This is a genomic window from Bacillus mesophilus (assembly GCF_011008845.1).
In the GTDB taxonomy this organism is placed as follows: Bacteria; Bacillota; Bacilli; order Bacillales; family SA4; genus Bacillus_BS; species Bacillus_BS mesophilus.
Genome location: NZ_JAAIWM010000004.1, coordinates 232,275 through 256,508 on the forward strand (window position 1 = coordinate 232,275; position 24,234 = coordinate 256,508).

The following is a 24,234-nucleotide window of genomic DNA, read 5'->3' on the forward strand; positions in this document are numbered from 1 at the left end:
TACCTATAATCATAAAGAGTTTTATTAAAATAAGAAAGGAAATTGTTTCGTTAATCGAAGTTTCATATTTTGTGTTTACTCTTCTAACAATTTAATAAAAGGCTCCCTTTAAAAACGGGATCTACGTCTCAGAACACTCGCTTTCGCTTTCCCATCGTCAGCATAGCGAGAAAATAAGAAAAAGGATGAACAAATGCTCATCCCTTTCATTGTTTATGAATGTTCAGCAGGAATCACTGAAAATTGATTTTTTAAGTAACGAGCCGCTTCCCGGATTGCTTTTTCCCCATCCTCAATCACCTTAGTCATACACATAAAGCCATGGATCATACCAGGATAACAAATATATGTGGTCTCCACTCCTGCATTTTCTAGCTTGTTCGCATAGTTTTCCCCACCGTCACATAATGGGTCATATTCTGCAGTTAGAATATATGCTGGTGGAAGCAATGCAACCTCTTCGTCAGGAATTAGCATGGGTGCCGCCAACGGACTTTGTGTTTCACTTGGCTGGTTAAAGTACTGTTGTCTAAACCACTGCATTGTTGATTTTGTTAGGTAATAGCCCTCACTATATTTTTCATAGGAATCTGTTGGCTCAAAGCCTGTTGAAGGGTAAAATAACAATTGTTGCCCAACAGCAAAATCTTTTCTTTGATTTGCTAAATAACAGACAACTGTTGCAAAGTTTCCTCCTGCACTATCTCCACCAACAGCAATACGGCTTGAATCTATTCCTAGCTCCTGAGCATGATCAAAGACATATTTCGTAGCTAAGTATGCATCTTCTACACCTACAGGAAACCTATGTTCTGGTGCCAAACTATAATCAACAGAAATAACTTTACACTGAGCTTCGTTTGCAAACATACGACAAAGAGGATCATGGGTATCAATGTTTCCAATTACCCATCCACCACCATGAAAATATACAAAAGCAGGTAAATCGGCTTGTTCATTTGGTGTATATATTCTTATAGCAATTTCTTCTTGATAACCCTGTATTTTTATATCCTCAACACTTAATATGTCCTCAATCTTGTTTAATAGCTTCGTTGATTCTACGAAAGCTGCTCTACCTACTTGTAAATCCTGTTCCTCTATCGGTGGAAGATTTCTGGCCTTAAACATTTCTAACAAAGCAACAGCTTGTGGGTGTAAGCTCATTATTCTTTCCTCCTAGACTCAACACCTATTATGAATAGGTTGAGAATTTGATTGATCCCTTTATTACTACCTTGTCATCCTGGTTTACAGCAGCGACATCAAAATTTAATTGTTCATCAGACATTTCTTTAAGTGTTGCTTTTAATGTAATTACATCATTAAGGAACACCATACTTCTGAACCTAATTTGATAATCTTGAATAAATCCTTCTTCATAATAAGGAGTAAATAGCTTCGCTAAGTTACCCATTGTCCACATTCCATGAGCAATAATTCCAGGCAATCCCGCTTTCTCCGCTTCCTCATCAATGGTATGAATAGGATTATAATCACCGGATGCTCCCGCGTATTTAATTAAGTCTAATCTAGATACAGGAGTTAATTGAATGTTCTCAAGTGACTCTCCGACTTGTAACTCTCTTAAACTAGTCATACGCTCATCGCCTTTCTTACAGCTTCATTAATAATCACAACCTGGTCGGCTGTAAAGACAAGCTCTCCCGCTAAGGTTTCACCATATACCTTTATGACCAAGAAGCCCATATCCCCAAAACTACCTTTTCTCTCATAGTATTTACTTACTTCTTGATAGCATAGAAGTTCTTCCCCAACTAATAACGGTCTTTCATAATGAAAAACTTGTTCTCCGTGTATTAATCCTTTTGAAGGTAACTTCAAGTCATTAATCACACCGTAATCAAATACTCTCGGAAAAGTCGGAGGAGCTATATTTGCTTTATATCTTGAATGTTTTCCAGTTTCTTCATCAATAAAAATAGGATGAGGATCACCAATCGACTCGGCAAACTTTTTTACTGCTCCTCTTTCTACAACATTTTTAACTTTATTAGAACGCTTCCCAATCGAATCATGATACATAAACTTCACCTCAAAATTAATTTTTAGGTCCGCCTGCTACATAAATCACTTGCCCATTAACAAATGATGATTTTTCATCAGCAAAGAATGCTACAGCGTTGGCGATATCGCTAGGCTTTCCACTACGAGCTACTGGAATTTTCGCTACACTTGCATTAATTAAGTCGTCAAAAGAGATTCCAATTCTTGCGGCAGTTTCTCTTGTCATGTCAGTCTCGATAAATCCAGGTGCAACAGAATTAGCGGTTATACCAAATTTACCAAGTTCAATGGCAAGTGTTTTAGTTAACCCTTGTAAGCCTGCCTTGGCTGTTGCATAATTTGCCTGACCACGGTTACCAAGAGCAGAGGTAGAAGAGATATTAACAATCCTTCCATACTTTTGTTCAACCATATACTTTTGAACAGCACGTACCGAGTTAAACGAGCCTTTCAAATGAACATCCATTACGGTATCCCAATCTTGATCTGTCATTTTGAATAATAGATTATCACGAATAACTCCAGCATTATTAACTAGGATATCTATTGATCCAAAAGTATTATAAACCTCTTCCATCGCTTGCTCTACTTCAGCACCGTTTACTACATTCGCTACTTTTGTATAAAAGTCATACCCTTTTTCCGTTAATGCTGCACTTACTTCTTGTAGTGCTTCTTCGTTAACATCGATAATCGCTACTTTTGCACCTTCTTCTGCAAACTGCTCAACGATTGCTCGACCAATACCTCTACTTCCCCCTGTGACAAACGCAACTCTTCCTTGAAATCTTCCTGTCATTTCCATTCCTCCCCCTACTAACTTAATTATTCTATAAATTATATAAATTGTCCTACCTTCACATGTCCTTTTAATAGATTTCTAGCAATAATTAAGCGTTGAATCTCATCCGTACCATCATAAATTCTCCAAAGTCTCGCTTCACGGTACCAGCGCTCAATTGGAAGTTCTCTCGTATAACCCATACCTCCATGGATTTGCAGCACACGATCAACTACGTTATTCCCCATATTTGCTCCATATAATTTAGCAATTGACGCTACGTGTCGGTTATCTTCTCCTTCATCAAGAGTAAATGCAGCATTTAAGACCAGCCATCTCGCTGCTTCTATTTCTACTGCTGAGTCTGCAATTTGCCATTGAATGGCCTGACGTTCTGAAATTGGCTTTCCAAAGGTTTCCCTTTCCTTCGCATAATCAATAGCCATCTGTAGGAGCCTTTCCGCAGATCCAACAGCTCTAGCTCCTACAATCCACCTAGCAAATCCAATCCACTCTAAACCTAGATTATATCCGCCGTTTACTTCTCCCAAGATATTTTCTTCTGGAACACGGACATTATCAAATACAAGCCCAGCAGGTCCCCATTCACCCATTGTATGAATGTACTCAGATTTCCATCCCATATCTCTGTCAACGATGAAGCAAGTAACCCCATCTCGCCCTGTGGCTTGGTGTTTTTCCTTATCAGTAATGGCAATAACCATTACAAAGTCCGCATCATTCCCACCAGTGATGAAGGTCTTTTCACCATTCAGTACCCATTCATTTCCATCCTTTACAGCAGTCATTTTTATGTTTCTAGTGTCTGAACCAGCACCTGGCTCAGTCATTGCAAAGCATGACTTCTTGTCACCGTTAATAGTTGGTAATAGATATTTTTGTTTTTGCTCATCATTTCCATAGTAAAGGATATTATCTGCCGATCCTCCAAATGTAAAAGGAACAAACGTTTTAGAAACCTCCATTAGCACGATAGCCATCATCATTTGACCAAGGTTTGCTCCACCATATTCTTCAGGTGTATTAATTCCCCAAAAACCAGCTTCCTTTGCTTTTAGCTGTAGTTCCTTCATTTTTCCTGGAGGAAGACTTGGCTTTCCTTCTCTTTCATTTCTAAGTACATCATTTTCAAGAGGAATTAATTCTTTTTCAACAAACTTTCGAATTGTTTTTTGAACCATTCTTTGTTCTTCTGTTAGACGTAAATGCATTAAATACCACTCCATTCTCTATTTTTCTTTCATAACTTCATTGTCTATTAAACTAGCTCTAATAGAACCGCCATTCCTTGCCCGCCACCTACACAAAGAGTAGCGATTCCTAATTGTTCTTCTCTTCTTCTCATTTCATAAAGGAGAGTTGTCATAATTCTACAACCAGTAGCTCCAAGTGGGTGCCCCAGTGCAATTGCACCGCCATTTACATTTACTTTATCTGGATCTAATTTAGCCTCTCTGATAACAGCAAGGGCTTGTGAAGCAAATGCCTCATTCAGCTCTATCAATCCAATATCAGATAAACTTTTATTAGTACGATTCAACAACAGATTAATTGCTGGAACAGGACCAATACCCATTACATTAGGAGAGACCCCAGCTGTTGACCAGTCTACAATTTTAGCAAGCGGAGTAAGGCCCAACTCCTTAGCTTTAGTAGCTGTCATAATCACCATCGCCGCTGCCCCATCATTACGACCACAAGCATTTCCAGCCGTTACTGTACCATCTTCTCTAAATGCAGGCTTTAATTTTGCTAAAGCTTCCAATGTCGTATCAGGCCTCGGATGCTCATCTTGAGCAAAAAGTAATTCCTTTTTTCTATCTTTAACTTTAACTGCTATCGTTTCATCGTTATAAACACCAGTTTCTAATGCACGCGCTGCTTTTTGTTGGCTGTTAAAAGCAAATAGATCTTGATCTGTTCTTGAGATCTTATACTTCTCAGCAACATTTTCAGCTGTCATTCCCATACCAAGCTTTGTTCCGTATGTTTCCATCGGCTGTTGGCCATTTTCAAGATTAGAGTCCACTAGAATAGGAGTTCCTTCACCAAACCTAGAATTTCGTAAGTATATAGGCGACTTACTCAATGATTCAGTCCCCCCAGCTACAATGATATCCGCTTGACCAAAGACTATTTGTTGTATGCCCGATGTAACTGCTTGCATTCCTGAAGCACAAAGTCGGTTTACAGTAAATGCTGGAGCAGATTCTGGAATACCCGCTCGAAGCGCAGCAACTCTGGCAACATTTGAGGATTCAGTGGATTGACGAACTTCACCTAGGATTACTTCATCAACTTGTTCAGGAGATACACCAGCTCTTTCAATGGCTTCTTTAATGACAATCGAACCAAGTTCACCTGAGCTTATATTCCTTATTGTTCCGCCAAAGCGTCCAATTGGTGTGCGAACAGCACTAACAATTACGATTTCCTCCTTCATGCATTACCTCCCTATAACACCTGTCTATTTAGAATTAGCTATACTCTTTTCTTAATTGAGCGGCTATAATGTTTTTTTGAATCTCAGAGGTCCCCTCATAAATTCTTGTAATCCTTGCATCTCGGTAATATCGTTCAACAGGAAAGTCTTTAATATAGCCAAGGCCTCCGTGAATTTGTACGGCCTTATCTGCTACTCGGTTGTAAACCTCAGATCCATAAAGTTTTAGCATGGCTGCTTCTTTAATTACCTTCTCTCCACGTTCTACCATCCAAGCAACACGATAAGTAAACGATCTGAGCACCTCGATTTCTAAGGCTATATCAGCAAGCATGTGCGCAACGGCTTGATGTTCAATAATTGGCACATGAAACTGCTCTCTTTCTTCTACATGTGCCATACACATATCAAGAAGCTTTTGGGATGAACCAAGGTTTCTTGCTGCCAGACCTGCCCTTCCGTTTGCTAATATCTTTAGAGCATTTACATAACCTTGACCGATTTCACCAAGTACATTTTCTTCTGGGACTTCGCAATCCTCAAAAACAAGCTCTGCTGAATGTGATCCTCTCAATCCCATTTTTCGTTCAACTGCACCCACTTTAAATCCTGGCATTCCTCTTTCAACAATAAAAGATGTAATCCCCTTTGCACCCTTACTTGAATCAGTAACAGCCATAACAGTAAAGATGTCAGCAACTGTCGCATTGGTAATATAATGCTTGGTACCATTTAGGATATATTTGTCGCCTTTTTTTACCGCTGTTGTTTTAAGATTGGTAGCATGTGACCCGGCTTGAGGCTCAGTTAATGCAAACGCACCTATTAAATTTCCACGTGCCATCTCTGGTAAGTATTTTTGTTTTTGGTGCTCATTTCCCATCTCTACAATTCCGACTGAACCAATTCCCGTATGAGCGCCAATTAATGTCGTATACCCATTATGTGTTTTACCGATTTCTTCATATAGAGCACATTTTCCAACCATTCCAATACCCAGTCCACCGTACTCTTCAGGAATACTTAAGCTAAATAAACCCATTTCCTTAGACTTTTCTATAATCTCTTGTGGAATATGATCCTCATCTTCTATTTGCATAGCATACGGCTCTATTTCGTTTTTGATAAAATCTCTAATATTATTTTTAAGAGATACAATCTCTGCATCTAATTGAAAATCCATTGAATCACTCCTTCCTTGCTAAAGCTAATATTAAAGGCTACTACTTTCTTTCTAGTGCAAGTGCAATGCCCTGACCTCCACCAATACACGCAGTGACTAATCCTTTCGAAACATTACGTCGTTTCATTTCATAAGCCAACTTAGTAACGAGCATACCACCAGTTGCAGCAATAGGATGTCCGTGTGCGATTGCTCCACCATTTACATTAACCTTCTCCATATCAAGGTTTAACTCACGATCACAAGCTAGAACCTGTGCTGCGAACGCTTCATTAATTTCAATTAGATCATAATCACTAATTTCACTACCTGTTTGTGCTAAAAGCTTCTGTACAGCAGGTACAGGACCAATTCCCATGATGTTAGGATCAACACCTGCAATCGCCCAGTCTGTAATATAGGCTAAAGGCTCTAATCCTCTTTTTTGTGCTTCTTCTTCTGACATAATTACTAACGCAGATGCCCCGTCATTGACTCCAGAAGAATTCCCAGCTGTTACACTTCCCCCTTGTTTGAAGGCTGGCGGAAGCTTTGCGAGATCTGATGAAGTAATTGATGGACGAGGATGTTCATCTGTTGTGAAAAGAAATTCCCCTTTTCTCGTCTTTAATGGAATGGGAACAATTTGTTCCTCAAATAAATTATTTTCCATCGCTGCCGCCATTCTTTGTTGACTTCTTAATGAGAACTCATCCTGCTCTTCCCTTGAAATTGAGTACTTTTCAACTAGATTTTCCGCAGTAATTCCCATCGGAGGATCACCTATAAAATCCGGAGAAAGCTGACGGGAAACAAACTTAGGTGGCATTCTATCAAATGCACGTTCCTGTGGAGCTAATAAATAAGGAGTCCGTGACATACTTTCAGTTCCACCAGCGATAATGACATGTGCTTTTCCAGCTTCAATGGCTTCTGCAGCTAAAGCTACACTATTAATCCCAGATCCACACTGTCTATCAATCGTCAAACCTGGCACTGAAAAAGGAAGCTCAGCTTGAAGTGATGTAAGTCTCGCGATGTTACCTCCACCAGATAAGCAGTTTCCTAATATAACATCATCAACATCTTCCCCGTTAACATTTACACGCTTTAATGCCTCTTTTAAAACAATCGCTCCATATATTGAAGGGTCTAAACCAGCAAGTGCCCCTCCTTTCTTTGCAATTGGTGTTCTAACTGCAGATACAATTACGGCTTTTGTCATTTTGACCATCCTCTCGATTTATCGTTGCACAAGGAAATGAAACCCTTTTCATTTTTATACTCATCTATATTAAAGCAAGAACTATGCCAACCAAACACATGAGGAAATCAAGCATTTGAAAATCTTTTAATTCAACAATGAATCGTATAAATAGCAATCTATTATAGAGATTGATTCACTTTTGAATCATTAATTCAAAGTTGAATCAATTTATTTCCTGACTTTTGGGATGGAGAATTTTAAATGTACCTGTACCCTTAGCGATGACGTTACCTTTCTCATCTGCGATGATTCCTTCACCCGTTACAATCTTGTAACCAATGTGAAGCATATTAGCTTTTGCACTTAGGACTCCACTCGTGGCAGGTGATAGATACTGGATATTAAGATTAATCGTGGTCGATGGCAGGTTAACGATCGAAGTTATCGTAGCTCCAATAATATTGTCAATGAGGGTGGCAATCACCCCTCCATGGACGGTGTCAATACCATTAATATGCTTTTCATCAATTTCAAGCTGCAGAATTACATCACCCTTCTCAAATTGAACAGTCTTTATTTCTAGTAAATTCGAGAACTCACTTTGGCCGATATTCTTAGTATAATTGGTGGTCATTATAAACTCCTTTCTCCATAAAACGAGTTGTATTTTCCCAAAAACATAGATGGTCGCATAAATACCGACCATCTACAATTCTAGTAATATCAATTTTTGATTTTTATTGATCTAATGAAACGTCGACAATTTTCCCATTCTCAACAACACCCATTCGTAGCGGAGTTACTAATCCACCATTGTCTTCGATTTCATCGATTTCATAAATCTTCTTATCAGCCGGTACATTAGCTAGACCTTCCTCAATGCTAGCTCTAATTGCTTCTGCATCATCAACTGATCCAGCTGCTTTCATTGCCTCCACAAACAAGTATGTCGCTAAGTAGTGATATCCAGCTTCTGAACCTGGGTTTTTCCCGTGCTCAGCTTTGTAGTCATCAATAAATTTCTCATTGCCTGCATATCTTGAGTACACTAATGGAAGAACTCCTACAGACCCTTCAATTAATTCTGTTCCACCAAGCACAGCTTCAATTTCATCAAGCTTTGCTTGGTCCATGATAAGGAATCCACCTTTAAAACCTAATTCTCTTGCTTGCTTCATAACTAGTGCCGTTGGTTCAGAAGGACCACCAACAAATAGTACATCTGGCTTTTCCTTTAATGCGTTTGTAACAATTGTAAAGAAGTCAGTATCCTTACTAAAGTCAATTGACCCCTTATAAACAACTTCTCCTCCTAATTCTTTCCAACCCGGTTCTAATGCAGCAGTCCAGTCCTTACCATATTGAGTTGCAGTAGGGAGAAGGGCGATCTTCTTTCCGAACTTTTCCATTTGATACTTTGAGAACGGCTCAATGTAAGAGCTGTACTTAGGAGGAATTCGTACTGTTAAAGGATTCCCCACTTCTGTAATTTTCGGTTCACTTGAATAGGCTCCAATAATGAACTTATCTTGCATATTGAATACTTGTGTTGCAAAAATTCCACCACTATGAGGTACGAAAATAATAGGTGTCTTATTTTCCTGTACTAGTCTCTTAGCATTAGCGCCTGTTTCATTTGGTAAGTATTTATCATCTAGGGAAACGAGATTAAGATTATACTTCTTCCCTGCAACCTCGAAACCACCGTTTGCATTGATTTCCTCAACAGCCATTGTTACACCGCTTAGTGTATTATTCCCATAGAACGCTGCAGGTCCACTAAGTGGTCCACTGTAACCAATATTGACTACGCCAACTTCTTCTTCTTTTTCAGTTTCTGTTTCAGTACCAGAATCTGTTTCTGTTGGTTCTTCTTCAGCAGGCTGTGATGAAGGAGTGGTGCTACAAGCTCCAACGAAGACAAGAGCCAGTAGTAAAATCAAGAACAAAGATAATCTTTTAAACATAAACATTACTTTTCCCCCTTTAATCATTTAATAGTTTAAAAGCAAATATTATTGAAAATTCTTTTTAAATATTTGCTCACCTCCTTTAAATGGCATTAATTTCAAATAGATTTATGATTGAAACTTAAGCACCAATATAAGCCTTACGAATGTCATCATTCTCAAATAAGTCCTGACTTTTCCCTTCAAGGACGATTCTTCCCGTTTCTATTACATAGCCACGATCTGCTATTTTAAGAGCAGCATTTGCGTTTTGCTCTGCAAGAAGTACAGTCGTACCACTCTTGTTTATTTTTTTAATAACATCAAATACCTGCTCTACAATTAAAGGAGCTAGCCCGATTGAAGGCTCATCAAGAAGAATGAGTTTTGGGTGTGCCATCAAGGCTCTACCAATAGCTAGCATTTGTTGTTGACCGCCACTTAAAGAGCCAGCTGGGTCGTTTCTTTTTTCCTTTAAGATTGGAAATAATTCGTATACTTCCTGCAATGAACTTTTTTGCTTTTCTTTATCTCTACGATGTACATAACCACCTAGAATAAGATTTTCAGAAACTGACATCTGTGGAAATAATTTTCTCCCCTCAGCACACTGCACAATTCCTGCCTGAACCAATTTATCAGCTGACATTCCCCCAACATTTTTATCCATAAAATGGATGGTGCCGTCAGATGGTTTACTTAATCCACTAATCGTTCGGAAAATGGTACTTTTACCTGCACCATTTGCCCCTAAAAGTACAACCAGCTCACCTTGTTCTACTTCTAGGTTAATATTTCTAAGTGCTTGAAATGATCCATAATGAACAGAAACATTAGTTAGCTTCAGCAACGTCTCCACCTCCTAGATAAGCTTCAATTACCACTTTATTATTTTTAATTTCTTCTGGCGTACCCTCTGCAATCTTCTTCCCATAGTTTAAAACCATGATCTTATCTGCTAGATTCATAATCATTTGCATCTTATGTTCAATTAAGCAGACCGTAATTCCCTTGTTAACCATCTTCTTAATCAAGTCAGCAAGTCCGTCCGTTTCTTCAGGATTCACACCTGCTGCTGGCTCATCAAGAAAAACAATTGATGGATCTGTAGCTAGAGCTAATGCAAAAGCAGTTCGCTTTTTAGCTTCTTGTGAAATCCCAGCTACGGGATGGTGTGCTAATTCCGTTAAACCTACAAAATCAAGAACTTCAAACGCCTTTTCTCTACTTTCCTTCTCTTCTTTTTTTAATCGTGCTGTATTGAAAATGGCATCAAACAACCCTGATTTTGTTCTTAAGCGATGACCAATAATGACATTATCAAGCACCGTTGATTGTTCAAATAAATGGGTAGTTTGGAAGGTTCTAGCTATTCCCAATTTAGCAATTTCATATGACCTCAACTTTGTAATATCTGTGCCGTCGTATATAACCGAACCATTAGAGGGCTGATGAAAGCCACTTATTAGATTAAAGAAGGTTGATTTCCCGGCACCATTGGGTCCAATGATAGCCGTTACTTTTCCCTTTTCTATTTCAAAATCCACCTGATCTACTGCTGTTAACCCACCGAAATTTTTGGTCAAGCCCTTAACTTGAACTAGCATTATTTCTCCTCCTTTACGGCAACCGAATTCTGTTGAATTAGGATTTTAGCTTTTTTAGCTTTTCGATTGGCCAACCAGGTTTGAACTCCTCCAGCAATTCCACGTGGATAGAAAATAATCAATAGTACAAGGATCGGACCAAATATAAGCATTCTATAATCTTGTAAGAATTGTAAGTATTGTGATACCCAAATGATGATTAATGTTCCCACCAACGGTCCAGATATGGTTCCTATTCCACCAACTAGTAAATAGGTAAGCATGTCAAACGTGATATTGATATAAGAGATATCCGGGCCGATAAAGCGGACAAAAGATGCATATAATGCTCCTGCTAAGCCTGCAAAAAAGGTAGATAACACAAAGGAAAGCAATTTTTGTTTCATTGTCTCAATTCCAATGGTTTGAGCTAGTTCTTCACTGTTTCGAATTGCTATAAACGTTCTTCCAACTAATGAGTCAATAATTCTCTTAAACACGAAGATTGCAACTACTAAGAAGAAGAGCATTAAATAGTAAACTGATTTTGGTGAGTCGAATGTAATCGGACCAATAGGTGTTGGTGCCGGAATTCCAATTAATCCTCTCACCCCTTCTGTAACTGCTTCCCACTTGTAGATAATTAAATAAATGATATACCCTACACACAGTGTATAGATGGCAAAAAAGTGTTCTTTTGTTCTTAGCGCAATAAGTCCAATTAGGAAGCCAATCACGGTTGTAATAATGATCGCTAGAATAAACGATAGCCAAAAATTAAGACCAACTTTAACTGTCAATACTCCTAATGAGTAAGCTCCAATTGCAAAAAATCCTGCATGAGCCAATGAAAGCTGCCCCGTAAACCCACCAACCATATTTAATCCATAAACAGCTATGGTCCAAATAAAAATGGAGGAAAAGATGTGTAAATAATATTGATTTTCAGTAACTAGGGGAATAATAACGGCAACTAAAAACAGAATGATTGTCAAGTTTCTCTTGTTTAATAGGTTTGACATTACTGTACCCCCTTAATAAACAACCCTTTGGGTCTAATTGTCAGGATAATAACTAAAAGTAGGAATGCGATTAGATCTTTATAATCATTTGAGATAAATGTGGCGCTTAAGCTTTCTGAGAAGCCGATAATATAACCTCCAATTATCGCACCTGGAATACTTCCCATACCGCCAATTATGATGATGACAAAAGCTTTTAATATAACGAGATGCCCCATTCCTGGAAACACTAGATTAATAGGTGACGAAATAGAAGATGCAATCGCCGCTAATGCCCCTGAGATAAAGAAAGTAATCATCGCAACTTTATTAGCATTGATTCCAACAAGGAATGCACCTTCTCGATTTTGTGACATGGCAATAATCGCAGCACCTGTCATTGTCTTTTTTAAGAATAAGTATAGTAGTACCATGACTAAAACAGCTGTAAATACAATTAAAAGCCTTTGAATGGTAACTGTTAATCCAAGAAACTCTACTACTTGATCGTAAGGTGAAATCATTCTTCTGTATTCTGCTCCCCAAACTAGCTGAACTAATGCCTCTAAAAATAAAAGCATACCGATAGCTGCGATCTTGTCATGTATAGGTGGGGCATGTCGCAATGGATTGAATACTAATCTTTCCATCACTACGCCTAACAATCCAATCACAATAATAGAAAAGAATATGGCAATCCAATAATGAAAGCCGAAGCTTTCCATAAACATTAAAGTTACATACCCACCAACCATGTAAAGGGCACCGTGCGCAAAGTTTGGTATATGCAGAATTCCATATACTAAGGTAAGGCCTAATGCCACTAAACTGTAAACGCTTCCAATAGTGAGACCATTGAAGATTTGCTGTAATAAAATATCCATATCCTACCTCCTCTTACTACTTAGTCGAGTAAAGCTCTTTTAGCTTTCTTTTTAAAATCTTTCCTACTGCCGTTTTAGGTAACTCATCAACATAGGTCACGATACTAGGAACCTTGTAGGCTGCTAATCTTTCACGACAAAATTGAATTAAGTCTTCTTCTGGTAGACTATCTTTCTCCTTTAACACAACAATCGCTTTTACTGTTTCCCCTCTATATTCATCAGGAATTCCAATGACCGCTGCCTCAAGAACATCTGGGTGACTATAAATTACATCTTCAATTTCAATTGGATACACATTAAAGCCGCTTGCAAGGATCATCTCTTTTTTACGTCCAACAATATAGAAAAAACCATCCGCATCCATCATTGCTAGATCACCAGTATATAACCAACCATCTCTTATAGTAGAGGCAGTTTCCTCTGGCATATTCAGGTATCCCTTCATGATCTGCGGACCTTTAATAACAAGTTCCCCGACCTCGCCAGTACCTAAATCTTCTTCTCCTGTTGCGATATCTACAATTTTCGCATCAGTATTTGGAATTGGGATACCAATACTTCCTCTTTTTTGGAGCCCCGAGATTGGATTTCTATGAGTAACAGGTGAAGCTTCTGATAACCCATAGCCTTCAGCAACCGAAGTTCCACTAATTTCATTAAAACGATTAATTACTTCTACTGGTAATGGTGCAGAACCACTTGTACAAGTTGTTAAACAACTTAGATCAAACTGATAACTTTTATAGTATGTTAGTAGGGCGATATACATGGTTGGTACCCCTGGAAATGCAGTAGGCTTTGTTTGTTCAATAATTTTTACAACCTGCTCTACTTCAAACTTTGGAACTAAAATTAAGTTTCCTCCATTTAAGAACGTTAAGTTCATTGCACTAGTCATCCCATACACATGAAATAGCGGTGAAATCGTTAATACTCGCTCTTCTCCAAGTCGGGTTTTAATTTGTGCAGTAGCCGCACTTTGCAAAGTATTGGCCACTAAATTGTAGTGAGTTAGCATTGCACCTTTAGATCGTCCAGTCGTTCCTCCTGTATATTGAAGAACAGCAACATCTTCCTTTGGATCAATTTCAACATTTGGAAGCTTTACATCAGCATCCTGAAGTAATTGATCGAAAGTACTCTCTTTTTCAAATGAGACGGTAATCGTGTTAACTACTGGTGTTTGATCTAATATACTTTCAGCAATAGGTAGTAAATGATCAAGTACAATAAGTGCTTTGGTATTGGAATCGTTTAGTACATATAGAAGCTCTGAGGATTTATACATTGGATTAATTTGAACGATTGTTGCTCCACACATTAAAGCTGCATAATAGGATATTGGATATTGTGGACAGTTAGGAAGCATGATTGCAACACTATCACCTTTTTTAATACCTCGTTTTGCCAACGAGGAGGCAACTCGAAGGATACAGTGGTACAATTCTCCATAAGTAAAGGTTTTGTGATAGAACGTTACAGCCGTATGATCTTTATACTTTTGAACGGACTGTTGAAATAATTGAGTTAAGGGTATTTCTGGTATTTCAATTTCATGTGGATTTCCTTCTACAACATGCTTTAGCCAAGGTCTTTCCATTCATTCTCCCCCTTGTTTATTCCATTTAAAGAATTCCTTTTTTAGATGAGAAAAGGCGCAAACTCTTATACACCTTTTAAAAGCAAGAAGTGTGCCAAAAACAAAACAAGTGACGAATCTATGATTAAAGTTCATAAATTCGTCACTTGATTCAAAAATGGATTAAATTTTTTAAGTTTTCTAACAATTATATGATTGTCTGTCGATTCATTAATGAATTATAAATTCACTAATGAATCTTTATTGGAAGCGCATTCAATTTTATTGTGATAAATCATAAGATTCCTATAAAATAAAATAAATATTTTATTTTATAATTTATATTTTTGAAGCTTTCTTACAACAGAGGCCTGACTAGTTTTTAGCTGTTTTGCTATTTCATAGGTAGTTCTATATTTGAGCATTGCTTTTTGTAGAGCTGTTTTCTCAGCCAATTCAACGGTTTCCTTTAATGATTTTTCCTCGTCTGCAAAAGTAGTGATTTCATCTTCCCTTTTATATTCAAGCGGTAAATCGGCAACTGTTAAATGATCATGGGGAATCGTTAAGATCATCCGTTCTAATAGGTTCGAAAGCTCTCTCACATTACCTGGCCAACTATAGTAATAGAAGAAATTATGCAATTCCTTGTCTAGCAACTTAGAAACATTATATTTTTTATTATAAACTTCAAGAAAATAATGAACTAAAGGTAGAATGTCATCTTGTCTATCTTTTAGAGATGGCACAGAAACTGGAACCACATTTAAACGGTAATATAAATCTTCTCGGAATAACCCATTCTTAACCATTTCCTTTAAGTCACGGTTCGTTGCTGCAATGAGGCGAACATCAATCTTTTTAGACTTTGTGCCTCCCACCCTCATAATTTCTTTTTCTTGAATGGCCCTGAGTAACTTAACTTGTAAATCTAAAGGAAGCTCTCCAACTTCATCCAGGAATAGCATTCCTTTATGAGCCAATTCAAACATTCCAGCTTTTCCTGTTTTGTTAGCACCTGAGAACGCTCCTCCATCATAACCAAATAACTCTGATTCAAGAAGTTCTTTAGGTATAGCACCGCAATTGATCTTGATTAATTGTCCTTCATTAAACCTGTCACTGATTCGGTATATATGTCTTGCTAATACATCTTTACCTACTCCTGTATCACCAAGAATTAGGATGGTCGTATCGAAATTAGCTAGCCTGCCTACCATATTATATATTTCAATCATCTTATCACTTTTTAAGATGACATCTTGATCCGGTCCTGTAAATGTTTTCAGTCTGATTAGTTCCTCTTTATATTGTTCATTAAGCTGTTGAACCTTAACTAACTCTTTATTTACTTGGTTCAGATCTGATAAATCCCGAATATTGGTGACAACTTTTTCAATTTCGCCTTCTTCGTTAAAGATTGGATTTCCTGTCATTAAAGTCTCTTTTTGATTAAAGTTCTTTTGAACCACAGACACTGTTTTCTTCTGTTCAATCACTTTAAGTGTAACTGATTCTTCAAGTATACCCCTTTTCATTAAATGACTAATGTTTTTTCCTAGATAATAATGCTTTGGAATTCCTGTGATCCGTTCTATTGCTGAATTCGTTTTCAATGTATTACCAAATTTATCAGTTATATAAATCCCATCATATGAGCTTTCAATGATTGCATCTAGCTCTCGATTTGATTCATGCAGCTCCTTAACGCGCTCCTCTAGTGTATATAAGTATTCACCATTTAGGACAATGAAAATTCTAAAACAATCATCTAGTTGATACTCTTTATATAGAAACATGTATTTCGAATCATGTTTAGTAGCTAATACGATACCACTTTCTTTCTCCTCCCATTGATCAAATGATTCTTGTAAAATCTGCTTGGATTTGAGGAGCCTTAGAAGGGTGGGATCCCGCTTCACCTCTACAGAAAGAATTTCGCCTTTACCACTTGTTACAACATGATCAAAAATGGACAAATCGAGCCTCTGTTCTAACACATCATTCACCCTCTTGTTTCGATAAAAGCCAGTAAAGAATAAATCGTTTTAATAACTGGTACATCAACCTCAAGTTCTTGACCTTTTCTTACAAAGAAGCCACACAGAGATTGTATTTCCATTGGCTTTCCTTTTAGACGATCTTGTAACATAGAAGTTTGGTGAGACCGGACCGAATTAGCATCCACGAAAATTCTGGTTTTCATATCTTCATGTATAGGAATACCTGACGCAACTGCGATATTAATTGCTTCCTCTAGTACTTGATGTGCTGTGTTATTAAGGTGCTCGTGATCAAGGATCTCTCCAACTGTTGCTTTTGAGACAGCAGACAAAGGATTAAAGGTGACATTCCAGAGAAGCTTATCCCACTTTTTTTTCATAATTTGGTCCGTTAGGATACAGGTTACACCTGCTTCCTTAAAAGCCAATGAAATTTGTTCCACGAACTGCTCTTGTGAATGATGTAGACAACCGATAAATACTGCATGATTTCCTTGTTGTACTACATGACCTGGCTCTTTCACCTGTGATGAGATATATGCTGATCCTGTAAGCACTCTTTCTATGCCAAACATTTCTATTAAAACCTCTTCATTGTCAACACCATTTTGTAAGGTAAGGATACGAGCAGTTCCTTGATCCATATATGGTTTAATTTTCTGTATTGTACTTTTCGTTTCGGTTGATTTTACGGTAAATAACACAAGGTCTGCATCCGAAATATCATCGTATTGATCGGTAAAAGTTGCATGAACGATCCATTCATTTAATTCCGTAGATAATTTTAAGCCTTGTTCTTTCATAACCGAAAGATGTTGACCTCTTGCAATAAAGGTAACTTCATTCCCACCCTTATGTAAATAACCTCCAAAGTATCCGCCAATTGCCCCTGTACCTACCACAACAATCTTCATAAAAACCCCCTCTATCCAAGTCAATATTGAGAATAGTTTTAATTTTCTTAGTATATATATTCAACAATTGCTGATTTTTTCCTGCATAAAAAAGGGTAGGAGTTCTCACTCCTACCCTTTTACTATTAGATAAACGTAAATTGATCTTCTTCCTTTAATGAAAGAATAAAATGCTTTAATACATCTTTTGTGGCTTCAAGGTCTTTTAATGAAATGACTTCAGTAGCTGAATGCGTGTATCGTGAAGGTATTGATAGAACCCCTGTTGGAATTCCACTATTTGCAAGATGAATCGCACCACCATCTGTTCCTATTCCTGGAAAAATTTCATATTGGAAATCTATGGAGTTCTCTTCGGCAACATTAATAAGTCTTTCTTTAACTGCAGGGTGTGCAACTAAGCTAAAGTCCATAACCTTTATGCCTGTCCCTTTTCCGATTTGGATAATATCATCTTGAACCGTTTCAGGAGTATCACTTGCTGCAGTAGTGTCAACAGCAACAGCCAAGTCTGCTTCTACTGATTCAATGGCAATTTTCGCTCCTCTTAAACCAATTTCCTCTTGTACTGCAAAAATAGCAATGACTTCACCAGCAAATTCCTTAAGCTCTTCTATGGTTTGTAGAATAACCGCACAGCCTGCTCGATCATCAAACCCTTTTCCAACAACCTTTCCAGTACGTTCATCACCTAAAAAGTCAAAGCTTGGTTGCCATGTAACAGGATCACCTAATGATACCCCAAGTGCTTCTGCATCTTGTCTTGATTCTGCGCCTATATCTATGTAAGATTCTCTAATTTTTTTAACTTTACTATCTTGTTCAAACTTTCTATAATGAGCAGAAATTGTTCCAACGACTCCAGTTAAATAACCAGTCTTCGTTCTTACTTGTACTTTTTGAGCTGGCAGGACACGCTCATCGTGGCCACCTAATTGTTCGAATCTTAGTAAACCGTTTTCATCAATTTTTCTAACAATAAATCCAACCTCATCCATATGAGCTGTAATGACTACTTTTGGTCCTTTAGTTTGACCAATTTTCCTCGCGATAATATTACCATGACTATCGACACGAACATCGTCAACTTTGTTTTGGAGCTTCTCAAGGATAAACTTAACAACAGGCTGTTCAAAGCCAGATGGACCATGTAAAGCTGTTAATTCTTTTACAAGCTGTTTCATATACTTCTCCACCTTTACTTTAATACTGTAAATCGTTAAAAGTTAATTGTTTTAAGAATATCTTCTTTTATTATGTACGTCAATATTTGATTAGCGCTCATAGGAAAAACTTCCTTTTAAACTAAGAAAGAGCACGCCTTTATAAGACGTACTCTACCCATTACTATAAATTATTTACGAAGGATTGTATTGTAATACCATCTACATCTGGTTTCAACGTAGTGATGCTCGAAGATACGCCATGCTCTAATAGCACCGTATGCATATAATCTTCAAGTCTTTTATTCTCTTTATTTGTGAGTGCGATAATAGTGGGCCCTGCCCCGCTTAGGGCAATCCCTAAAGCCCCATATTGCTGACTATTCTCTAGCAGTATATCCATGCCAGGTATTAAATTGGTTCGATATGGCTGATGGATTCTATCCTTCATGGCTTCATATAGTACTGAGGTATCTCCACTAACTAGAGCACTGGCTAGAAGGGCAGAATGACTGATGGCATGAACAGTATCTCTCATTGAATAGAAGTTAGGTAATACATCTCTTGCTAATTTTGTAGATAGCTCAAAATTCGGAATAGCTACAACTGCTTTTATATCTTTAGGTGGAAGCACACGAATATATGAAACTTTTGACTGATCCCAGGTTCCAATAACGATTCCACCTAAAAGAGATGAACCAACATTATCAGGATGGCCCTCTAATTCTGTTGCAAACTGATACAGTTCACTTGTCTTAAATGGGTTTCCTGCTAGCACATTTGCGGCAGCCATTGCTCCAACAATAGCTGCAGCACTACTACCCAACCCTCTAGTTAATGGAATTTCACTTTCTATTTCTATTTCAAAGTTAGGACACTCTATATTAGCCTTGTTGAAAATTAATTGAGCTACTTTATAAACCAGATTATCTGGATTGGTTGATATGCCTTCAAGATTGTTGCCCTTTAACTTAATGATTGGATCATGAGCTTTCTTCATTCGGATTGTTGTATATAACTGAAGAGCCATCCCGATACAATCAAAGCCAGAACCTAAATTGGCTGTGCTGCCGGGCACTCTCACTATAACATCAAACTTTTCCATAATAATCACCAGAGTATTGCTGTATTACTTCAATAACAGATTTATAATTACTATCAACTCTTACAGGCTCTGTTGCTACCTTCTTAATAGCTGTATTAGGGTCCTTTAATCCATTACCAGTCAGTACACAGACTACTTTTTTGCCATCTTCTAACTTCTGTTGCTTTTTCAGTTTGATGATGCCGGCAAACGAAGCAGCAGATGCCGGTTCAGCAAAAATCCCTTCTGTTGAAGCTAGCATATGGTAGGCCTCTAGGATTTCTTCATCTGTTACCTCATCTATTAACCCTTGAGAAGATTGAATTGCATCTGTTGCCAGGTTCCAACTAGCTGGATTACCAATCCGAATGGCGGTTGCAATCGTTTCCGGATTAACAATGATTTCTCCTCTAACGATCGGAGCAGCACCAGCTGCTTGAAAACCATACATGCAGGGTGGAACTTTAATCTTCCCGTATTGTTGATATTCGACAAACCCCTTCCAATAAGCTGAAATATTACCGGCATTACCGACGGGTATCGCTAAAATGTCCGGAGCTTCTCCTAGTTCATCACATATTTCAAAGGCAGCCGTTTTTTGTCCTTCAAGTCGATAAGGATTCAATGAGTTTACTAATGTAATCGGCTGACTTGAAGTAATCTCCTTTACGATTGAGAGTGCTTCGTCAAAGTTACCTTGAATTGCAATAATTGTAGCACCATAAATCATTGCTTGAGCTAATTTACCAAGAGCGATATTTCCATCAGGTATAAGCACAAAACAGTTCAAGTTTGCTCTCGCAGCATAGGCTGCAGCTGCTGCCGAGGTGTTTCCTGTTGATGCACACATAATGGTATGGCTGCCTTCCTCTACAGCCTTAGCAACAGCCATTACCATGCCACGATCCTTAAAAGACCCTGTAGGATTTAACCCCTCATATTTAAAGTGAAGCTCAACACCTAGCTTTTCCGAAAGTCTAGGTGCAAACAACAGTGGAGTGTTTCCTTCATGTAACGTTAATCTAGGTGTTTTTTCAGTTACAGGCAAAAAGTCCTTATACCGTTCAATAATTCCTGCCAACCTACTCACCACCCTCCACACGATAAAAGCTCTTTACTTCATTAACATAGTCTGATTCTTCAAGCTGTTTTAGAATACTTAGGATACTTTTCTTTGAAGATGTATGTGTAACCATTATTAGCTCTGCTTTACTTCCATTATTATATGGCTGTTGCATCACTTGCTCTAAACTGACATCGTGATCTGCAAGTGTTTTGGTCACTTGTGAGAGGACCCCGCTTTTATCATCAACAATTAATCTAATAAAATACTTACCTAGGATCTCTTCATCTGTTTTTAGCTTCTTCACCTTATATGGAGCAACCATCCCTCTGCCATTAACGCCAAGCTTTATATTCTTAACAACGGTTACGAGATCAGATACAACCGCAGTAGCAGTTGGTAATTCTCCAGCACCTGGGCCGTAGAACATCGTTTCCCCAACCGCCTCACCATAAACATATACCTCGTTAAATACTCCGTTTACTGAAGCCAGTGGATGGGATTGTTTTACTAATGTTGGCTCTACACTAACATCGATTAACTCGTCATTTTGTTGGGCAATACCTATTAATTTCATGACATAACCTAGCTTTTTACCATAGTCAATATCTTCACTTGTTACTCCTGTAATCCCTTTACAGGAAACATCTTCAAGGTTTACACCAGCACGGAAGCCTAAAGTGCTTAAGATAGACATTTTTCTTGCAGCATCTAATCCGCCAACATCAGAAGTGGGATCTGCCTCAGCATAACCTAATGCTTGTGCTTCTTTTAATACATCTTCATAAGAAGCACCTTCCTGACTCATTTTCGTTAAAATATAATTAGTGGTTCCGTTCACAATCCCCATCATTTTAGTGATACGGTCAGAGGAAAACCCCTCTACCAATGCACGTAAGATAGGAATTCCCCCTGCAACACTAGCTTCATAGAAAACATCACAGTTTTTCTCTGCAGCTTTTTTCAGTATGGTTGATCCATGGATTGCCATTAAATCCTTGTTAGCTGTAACTACATGCTTGCCCTGATTTAATGCTTCCAATATATATTCTAAGGTGTTGTCAATCCCACCCATAACCTCTACAATTACATCAATTTCAGGATCATGCAGTAAATTATAAGGATCCGTTGTCATAAGGTCTGACTGAACACTAATACTTCTTTCTTTACCCGGATTTTGGACAAGAACTTTTGCAATTTCAATTTGCAGACCAGTTTGTTGTGTAAGGTCATCCCGATGACCTTCTACTAAACGAATGACTCCTGTTCCCACTGTTCCTAAACCCATTAAACCTACTTTTACTTTTTTGTCATTCATTTCCCTTCACCTCTACATTTGAATTTTAGCCTTGTCCTACAACGACTACCCTTTTTACCCCATCAATTTTCTGTAACTCATCTACAAATTCTGATGTAGAAATAATAAGTACAGCAGTATCTACCGAAAGGACAACGTTCGCAATACCTTGCAAAGGAATACTCTGATTGATGGTTAATACATTTCCGCCATTATCAGCAACGAATCGAAGTACCTGTGATAAGACTCCAGATTTGTGCTCCAAAGTAAACGAAATGGTTACGATTTGTTGATATGTAGCAGCATTAAACGGAAAGATTTTATCCTTGTATTTATAATAGGCACTCCTGCTTAGACCTACCCTTTCAACCGCCTGATTGATTGTTTCTACTTCACCAGATTCAAATAGTTTTTTAGCCTCAATTGTCTTGTAAATTGACTCTGGTAAGATGTCACTATGAATAAGATAAAATTTCTCTTTGTTCATTAAGTCCTCCTGATATGAACATTTGTTTATGTGATATGGACATTATAAAATACAAAAAAAGGATTTACAACCTTTTTTATAATATAAAATAGGATCATTTTTAGCGGGGATTTGTTGATAACGCTTTCTTTGTTGCTATGCTTAAGTTTTGTTTCTATGCTTCATGAAAAACAAAAACTACGGGGAAAGTTTAGCCTCTAACAAAAGGGGGAAGTAGCAATTTAACTTATAGAATGGTGAATGTTCTATTTATATAAATAGGGTCTAGTGACAGATCTATATTTGATACAGTTTTTCGATAAGAACCTATAGCCATAAATCTTGACTGTACGCGGATTATGATATAGATGAAGAAGCATACTAAAAAAACGTTCATGACTGATTTTTTTTATAAGGAAGTGTATAGAAATTGAAAATGCAATATCGTTTTATGTTATTTTTTATTGTTATATCAGCAATAACTCCTATAATTGCAAATGCTCATGTTAAATGGTTTACGGAAGTTGCCCCTGTTAAAGCTAGTATTGAAAATATTCTATCTCCCTTATTTCTAACTATTTCTCTACTAGCTGCAATTATTTTAGCCATTCTCCCCCAAGTTTTACCGTATGTGATGAACTTAGAGTTTTCAAAACTTCTTAATGAAAAATTATCAAACTTAAGAAGATACTCACGATACTTCTTAAAATACGGCACTGCCCTCGCATTAATTATTCAGGTTACAAACGGCACAGTTTTCGCTCCTGAATTTTTAATACAAGAAACATTTGTATTAATTTTCGTTTGGGTTGCCATCGCCTTACTGTTAATACCACACCATTTTTTCACTAAAATCGGTGCAGTTGTACTCCTAGGTTTATTTATTCATATGACTATTAGGATTGGCATTTTCCACATGTTAGATTATGGGTTTTATGTCGCCATTATTGGTGTACTATTAGTAGGTCATACCAAGTACGAATCAATCGGATTTCCATTTTTATACCTTGGCACAGGATTGTCTCTATGCTGGGTTGCAGTAGAAAAATGGGTGTATCCTTCAATGTCACTAGACATCGTAATGAACCATGGCGTCCCAACATTCGGCTTCGAACCTGAGATATTCATTGTTCTAGCTGCATTCGTAGAATTTATAGTTGGATACTTATTAGTAGTAGGTATATTAAATCGTCTATTAGCACTTGTAGTGACAATTATTTTTGTGTTAACCACTATGCTGTTTGGAATAACTGAGATCATTGGACACTTTATGATTCACGTTATTTTAATTATCTTTATCATTGAAGGAGTCTCCTTCTACAATCCTCCATTCAAAATGCATAAAACAAAGTTAGATCAAATGATATTTGTATTTTTAAACTTTATATTTGTTCTTTCCACGTTTGTGTTAATTTATTATCGTTTTGCTTAAGTAAGTGACACTATATACGTGCAACATGTTTCTCCACTTAAAAAAGCAATACCATCGACATTTAACACAGTTTTTTAGCAGAACCAACTAAGAAAAGCTGCCCTTGTGGCAGCTTTTTTAGCTACTTAAAGTTTGATTAGTTGTTTAAACATAGACATTTACGGCTTT

General features: G+C 37.6%; 23 protein-coding genes. 1 reads left to right on the plus strand and 22 read right to left on the minus strand.

Going from position 1 to position 24,234, the window contains the following annotated elements; translation table 11 throughout:
• Positions 1 to 213 precede the first annotated feature (213 nt).
• The 22 genes from G4D63_RS13185 to G4D63_RS13290 form a co-directional block, all read right to left on the minus strand.
• Positions 214 to 1,167, minus strand: coding sequence for an alpha/beta hydrolase (locus tag G4D63_RS13185; protein WP_163180119.1), 954 nt, complete (start codon positions 1,165 to 1,167; stop codon positions 214 to 216).
• A gap of 28 nt (positions 1,168 to 1,195) precedes the next feature.
• Positions 1,196 to 1,600 carry a MaoC/PaaZ C-terminal domain-containing protein gene (locus G4D63_RS13190; RefSeq protein ID WP_163180120.1) on the minus strand — a complete coding sequence of 135 codons (405 nt, stop codon included), beginning with the start codon at positions 1,598 to 1,600 and terminating at the stop codon, positions 1,196 to 1,198.
• Entirely contained in the window at positions 1,597 to 2,046 is a 450-nt protein-coding gene (locus G4D63_RS13195; RefSeq protein ID WP_163180121.1) for a MaoC family dehydratase N-terminal domain-containing protein, read from the minus strand. Before G4D63_RS13195 ends, G4D63_RS13190 begins: the two co-directional genes overlap by 4 nt.
• 16 nt (positions 2,047 to 2,062) lie before the next feature.
• The gene (gene fabG, locus G4D63_RS13200; protein WP_163180122.1) at positions 2,063 to 2,827 is read right to left on the minus strand and encodes a 3-oxoacyl-ACP reductase FabG; all 765 of its coding nucleotides are present in this window, start codon (positions 2,825 to 2,827) and stop codon (positions 2,063 to 2,065) included.
• Positions 2,828 to 2,865: 38 nt separating this feature from the next.
• Positions 2,866 to 4,041: an acyl-CoA dehydrogenase family protein gene (locus G4D63_RS13205; RefSeq protein ID WP_163180123.1), complete on the minus strand. Its 1,176-nt coding sequence runs from the start codon at positions 4,039 to 4,041 to the stop codon at positions 2,866 to 2,868.
• A gap of 47 nt (positions 4,042 to 4,088) precedes the next feature.
• A complete protein-coding gene (locus G4D63_RS13210; protein ID WP_163180124.1) occupies positions 4,089 to 5,273 on the minus strand; it encodes a thiolase family protein in 1,185 nt (394 codons plus the stop codon).
• Between the two features lie 34 nt (positions 5,274 to 5,307).
• Positions 5,308 to 6,456 carry an acyl-CoA dehydrogenase family protein gene (locus tag G4D63_RS13215; protein ID WP_163180125.1) on the minus strand — a complete coding sequence of 383 codons (1,149 nt, stop codon included), beginning with the start codon at positions 6,454 to 6,456 and terminating at the stop codon, positions 5,308 to 5,310.
• A 40-nt stretch (positions 6,457 to 6,496) separates the two neighbouring features.
• Complete coding sequence (locus G4D63_RS13220; protein ID WP_163180126.1) at positions 6,497 to 7,660, minus strand: thiolase family protein; 1,164 nt, start codon at positions 7,658 to 7,660, stop codon at positions 6,497 to 6,499.
• Between the two features lie 205 nt (positions 7,661 to 7,865).
• On the minus strand, positions 7,866 to 8,276 hold the full coding sequence (locus G4D63_RS13225; RefSeq protein ID WP_163180127.1) for a PaaI family thioesterase: 411 nt from the start codon (positions 8,274 to 8,276) through the stop codon (positions 7,866 to 7,868).
• A 103-nt stretch (positions 8,277 to 8,379) separates the two neighbouring features.
• Positions 8,380 to 9,609 (minus strand): ABC transporter substrate-binding protein, encoded by a 1,230-nt coding sequence (locus G4D63_RS13230; protein WP_420837822.1) that lies wholly within the window; start codon positions 9,607 to 9,609, stop codon positions 8,380 to 8,382.
• Positions 9,610 to 9,733: 124 nt separating this feature from the next.
• Positions 9,734 to 10,441: an ABC transporter ATP-binding protein gene (locus tag G4D63_RS13235; protein WP_163180129.1), complete on the minus strand. Its 708-nt coding sequence runs from the start codon at positions 10,439 to 10,441 to the stop codon at positions 9,734 to 9,736.
• Positions 10,425 to 11,198, minus strand: a complete 774-nt coding sequence (locus tag G4D63_RS13240) for an ABC transporter ATP-binding protein (protein ID WP_163180130.1) — start codon at positions 11,196 to 11,198, stop codon at positions 10,425 to 10,427. The genes G4D63_RS13235 and G4D63_RS13240 overlap by 17 nt, the downstream gene beginning before the upstream one ends.
• Positions 11,198 to 12,199, minus strand: coding sequence for a branched-chain amino acid ABC transporter permease (locus G4D63_RS13245; protein ID WP_163180131.1), 1,002 nt, complete (start codon positions 12,197 to 12,199; stop codon positions 11,198 to 11,200). Before G4D63_RS13245 ends, G4D63_RS13240 begins: the two co-directional genes overlap by 1 nt.
• Complete coding sequence (locus G4D63_RS13250; RefSeq protein WP_163180132.1) at positions 12,199 to 13,062, minus strand: branched-chain amino acid ABC transporter permease; 864 nt, start codon at positions 13,060 to 13,062, stop codon at positions 12,199 to 12,201. The genes G4D63_RS13245 and G4D63_RS13250 overlap by 1 nt, the downstream gene beginning before the upstream one ends.
• 16 nt (positions 13,063 to 13,078) lie before the next feature.
• The gene (locus tag G4D63_RS13255; protein ID WP_163180133.1) at positions 13,079 to 14,665 is read right to left on the minus strand and encodes a long-chain-fatty-acid--CoA ligase; all 1,587 of its coding nucleotides are present in this window, start codon (positions 14,663 to 14,665) and stop codon (positions 13,079 to 13,081) included.
• 311 nt (positions 14,666 to 14,976) lie between these two features.
• On the minus strand, positions 14,977 to 16,644 hold the full coding sequence (locus G4D63_RS13260; protein WP_338023957.1) for a sigma-54 interaction domain-containing protein: 1,668 nt from the start codon (positions 16,642 to 16,644) through the stop codon (positions 14,977 to 14,979).
• Between the two features lie 5 nt (positions 16,645 to 16,649).
• Positions 16,650 to 17,561: a ketopantoate reductase family protein gene (locus tag G4D63_RS13265; RefSeq protein WP_163180134.1), complete on the minus strand. Its 912-nt coding sequence runs from the start codon at positions 17,559 to 17,561 to the stop codon at positions 16,650 to 16,652.
• Between the two features lie 125 nt (positions 17,562 to 17,686).
• On the minus strand, positions 17,687 to 18,745 hold the full coding sequence (locus G4D63_RS13270; protein ID WP_163180135.1) for a M42 family metallopeptidase: 1,059 nt from the start codon (positions 18,743 to 18,745) through the stop codon (positions 17,687 to 17,689).
• A 163-nt stretch (positions 18,746 to 18,908) separates the two neighbouring features.
• On the minus strand, positions 18,909 to 19,829 hold the full coding sequence (gene thrB, locus G4D63_RS13275) for a homoserine kinase (protein WP_205603844.1): 921 nt from the start codon (positions 19,827 to 19,829) through the stop codon (positions 18,909 to 18,911).
• Entirely contained in the window at positions 19,816 to 20,898 is a 1,083-nt protein-coding gene (gene thrC / locus G4D63_RS13280; protein ID WP_420837823.1) for a threonine synthase, read from the minus strand. Before thrC ends, thrB begins: the two co-directional genes overlap by 14 nt.
• The gene (locus tag G4D63_RS13285; protein ID WP_163180138.1) at positions 20,891 to 22,189 is read right to left on the minus strand and encodes a homoserine dehydrogenase; all 1,299 of its coding nucleotides are present in this window, start codon (positions 22,187 to 22,189) and stop codon (positions 20,891 to 20,893) included. The genes thrC and G4D63_RS13285 overlap by 8 nt, the downstream gene beginning before the upstream one ends.
• 25 nt (positions 22,190 to 22,214) lie before the next feature.
• The gene (locus G4D63_RS13290; RefSeq protein WP_163180139.1) at positions 22,215 to 22,655 is read right to left on the minus strand and encodes an ACT domain-containing protein; all 441 of its coding nucleotides are present in this window, start codon (positions 22,653 to 22,655) and stop codon (positions 22,215 to 22,217) included.
• Between the two features lie 415 nt (positions 22,656 to 23,070).
• Between G4D63_RS13290 and G4D63_RS13295 the strand changes: the two genes are divergently transcribed.
• Positions 23,071 to 24,066 carry a DoxX family membrane protein gene (locus G4D63_RS13295; RefSeq protein WP_163180294.1) on the plus strand — a complete coding sequence of 332 codons (996 nt, stop codon included), beginning with the start codon at positions 23,071 to 23,073 and terminating at the stop codon, positions 24,064 to 24,066.
• The last annotated feature ends 168 nt before the right edge of the window (positions 24,067 to 24,234 follow it).